We start from the raw sequence: 3,887 nt of genomic DNA on the forward strand, positions 1-3,887 counted from the left end.
CAGGCGATGGAAGACCAGCAGAATGCTGCGGCTCCGGCTGAGCAGCATCATGGCGACGACGAGTAATCGTTTAGCTGGCTGAATGAGAACGGCACCCTGAGGGGTGCCGTTTTTTTTTGACAACGTTTTTGGATATGGTGTAGCATCTACTTTTGGTAAAAATCAGGAGTACAACTTTGCCCGATGTTGAAATTCCAGTGATTGACTGGTTTGGTGAACCAATCAAAGAGTCAGTTAAATCTGTATTTAATGGCCTAAATGCGTTTGTTGAGTCATTGGATCTCTTCAACAACTACCGAAGTACTCATTTCGAAATGCTCACCCCTCAGGTCAGCAGCGTAAAGATTCTAGGGATGCAGCAACCGGTTGATCTAAAGAAGCTCTACTACCCAGCGGCGATATCTACTAACATCCGCCGCCGGATTTATGCAGCAGACTGGGCATCTATGGATGCAAGGCCAGGACTGAAAAAGAAAGAGCACGCTAAAAGCGTTGAGGCCGGCGACGCATTTATAGCAAGAAATCCGAGAGTTGTAGTACTAGGGGGGCCAGGCGCAGGAAAAACAACTTTCCTAAAATTTCTCGCACTTGCCTACTCAGATAAAGCAATCTTCAGTTCGTCGAAATTAGTAACCCCAGTACTTCCAATATATCTGCATCTACCACTAATTGCTCGGGACGACGTAGAGCTTATGGACGCAATATGCCGTCCATTGACTGATCGGAAAGGTCAATACTCTCGTGATTTCTACACGCGTCTTCTCGAACATGGGCACTGCACGCTGCTACTCGATTCGTTGGACGAAGTCCCTGCAGCGGCGAAAAAATCAATCATATCTAAGATAAACAGCTTTTCGCAATTGTATCCGAAATGCCGCGTGATTATTTCTTGTCGGACGGCTGATTACGACCAGGTATTTGAGGGATTTTCTGAAGTTGAATTATCTAAATTAACAAAAGAAGGCGTAAAGTCAATCGTAAGAGCGTGGTTTTCTCGGGACAGAGAGCGAGGCGAGAAACTGCTCGCGCTACTGGAAAATGACGAATCCGTATCGTCCCTGACCGAAACCCCATTGCTCTTATCGCTGCTCTGTATTCAATTTAAGAATGACTTAGCTCTGCCCAAAAGAAAAACAGAGCTTTATCGAAGGTGTGTTGACGCGCTAATCAGAGATTGGGACACTACGCGGGGATTTCGTAGAGATACTGCGTATTCGCAGCTATCAGACGATCGTAAAGAAAAAATTTTCGAAAGTCTTGCCGGGCGTGCAAGCTGCGGGTCGCTGAATTACGAGTTAAGCGAAGCGTTCGTGTTACGTGCAATATCCGAAGAGATCTCGAGATTTTCCCTTGATCCCAACGATGCAAAAGGAATTTTACTTGAAATAGAAAATCACCATGGCATCCTGGAAAAATGCTCAGTCGAAACTTATGAGTTTAGTCACGGCACCATGCAAGAATACTTTGCGGCCCGTTTTTTTGTTGCGAAACGCCAAGAGATGGAGGTGCTCAAGCAGCATTTCGATAATGAAGAATGGCATAACATCATAACGTTCATGGTCTCCATATTGGACGATCCTGCCGAGCTTTTATCGTTTTTGGTTAACAAGTCGCGGATGACTGCAATTCAAAATTATCCTGCGTTTGGAAAAAGACTGGTTCACTTGCTCCTCCTCTATCGTTGCATGGCAAGCGGAGTGTCGATTTCGATGGTTCAGCGCCGCGAAATTTGCGAGCATTTGGTTGAAAGTCAGATACAAATGTTGAGGTACCTGAATCAGGATGGTATCTATCCATTTGCTGCTCGGATCCAGAATGGAGTTAGACAGGCACTCTTTTCATCAAAGAAAAGTCGTGCAAGCCTCATGCGCGTGCTTCAACCCTATCGTCGACTAATGAACGAAATCGTTTTGTCGCCGGTCAAAGAATACGCCGACACGGTTGAACGTACCGCACCCAATTTTTTAGATCCAAACGGTCACTTATACGGATGCATTGGTATTGCGACATGCCTTGTTTGTCCAATTTCTGACGTTAAACCAAATTTCTTTATGGCTGAAATGATGGCTCAGTCAGAAGCGATGTTGAAATTTAAGTTGGCCGAACATGTGCGTTCGGTTTTGGTCGAGTCGATTACGTATCATACTTCTGCTCATCCACATCTTTTATGAAATAGGATTTGGGATAGACAATGCGTCATTTGACGGTGCGATTTGTCTGCGCAAAAATGGTAGATCCTGGTGGATCTTGACGGAACGATGAAAGGCTAGCAGAATGCGTCGGCTCCCGCTGAGCATCATGACAATAGCGAGTAGTTCGCTGTTAGCTAGCTGAAAATGAAGACGGCACCCTGAGGGGTGCCGCTAGTTTCTTTGAGCTGCATTTTCGAGAAATTTTTTCACGGCCGACTTGCCGCTCAGTTAAAGCTAAATAGGAGGCGAAATTCGGAGGAACGCCGTTCTCGTCAAACTGAGCGAGAGTTAAAAACACTATGTTAGAGCTATAAAATTCGGCAAATTTGTGATTGTATCGTTAGCTTAAGCATTAGCAAACGATATTTGCATCTTAGGATGTAACTGACGATTTGTGACGCAACATTTGTTGCTTAATCTTTCGACAGATCCCATCTAGTCCAGGGAAGAGACTTGCAGAAGATATTCCCATGTACTCTAAATCAGCTAAGGCTTCATCTGCTTCAATAATCGGAACATCTGCAGCAACAATAAGCGGCGGGTCAGCTTCTTTTTGCATATTAACGAGGAATTCCTCTATGTCAACGACATTGGTAGCTAGAAACCGGCCTTGCTGTGCATGCAACCGTTCATTATAACGCGGCGAGATATTAAGGATCTTTGCATAAGGCAGCACTCCTGCCATGCTGTAGTTTTCCGTACTATTTGACCTCGCGTACTCTTCCGTTATTCCAAATACGCGAGCGTGTGTTGCATGTGGGCGCACACTTTTGTTTTCTAACGCGTCCGAGAATGCGAAAAAAGCAGCGATATACGGAGACTCCGTAAAATCAACTAGCGGAGTTGGGAGGCCGTGATGTTGGGCGAGTGCAACTAAGGTTGCTTGATTTGCCGCGCTAGCTAGTTTCTCGTCAAACATCGTCTCAGCATGATTGCGGAAATTTCGCAACTCCTCGGTATAGTAACGCTCAAGACGTTGCCGACCCGCACGGTGCAAAGAGGTGCGTAAAGCAAATTGGCTATCGCCTTGTCCTCGGAATAACGTCGCCACGCGATTCTTTCGAGAGAACGTTGCCCATCGCTTGAAATCGTCCCAAGAATTAAGATTTTCCGCGACGAGGCTACGGTCATGACTCATTGGTTCACAGCTAATCACTCCGCGCCTTGTTCCTAAGCTCCATTTTCCCTCTAGCTTGTTATCTATAAGTTCGCCCTTAAAGGAAAAATCTTTAAATTTTTCGATAGTTTCCTTGTGTGGGACGGAAAAAACCCCTTGTTCGTCAGTGTCGAACACTACAAATTGGTTCGCTGACGCAACTGCGCCGGTTTTATCTATCGTGCATAATAAGGCCCGATGTTGGCGACTGTCGGAACGACTCCAGAAATGTAAGCTCAACTGCGTGGAAAGGTCCGAGTCGCGGCAAACCATAACGCTTTTCGGCACACAATCACCTTCTAAATGACCGAACAGCTGTTTCGTTTGGTTCATTCTTGCCCTTATGTTTTCTATAGACAGTATATGAATATTCTACGCCGCCACGACACCCTCTGCTGAGCTGCAATAGGAAAATTTAGGGTACTAAGTAATCACGAAAAATTTACTATGAATTCTGTCCCGAAACCTTTCATCAGGGACCGGATTTCGTCGAGCAGTGCCGTGCCATTCGTGGCGACGAAACGACGCCAGAAGTACTT

Annotated in this window: 2 protein-coding genes; one reads left to right on the forward strand and one right to left on the reverse strand. The window is 45.7% G+C overall.

Annotated features, from left to right (window positions below; all coding sequences use genetic code 11):
* Positions 1–176: 176 nt before the first annotated feature.
* A complete protein-coding gene (locus AC56K1_RS22880) occupies positions 177–2,171 on the forward strand; it encodes an NACHT domain-containing protein (protein WP_497160071.1) in 1,995 nt (664 codons plus the stop codon).
* A gap of 394 nt (positions 2,172–2,565) precedes the next feature.
* Here AC56K1_RS22880 and AC56K1_RS22885 read toward each other — a convergent pair whose 3' ends face one another.
* On the reverse strand, positions 2,566–3,681 hold the full coding sequence (locus AC56K1_RS22885; protein WP_497160072.1) for an FRG domain-containing protein: 1,116 nt from the start codon (positions 3,679–3,681) through the stop codon (positions 2,566–2,568).
* Positions 3,682–3,887: the final 206 nt, after the last annotated feature.

It is taken from the genome of Telluria sp. ZB4P37 (genome assembly GCF_059685855.1).

Coding starts and splice junctions, on each gene's coding strand:
- AC56K1_RS22885 (WP_497160072.1), bottom strand. CDS start 3,681: ATGAACCAAACGAAACAGCTGTTCGGTCATTTAGAAGGTGATTGTGTG.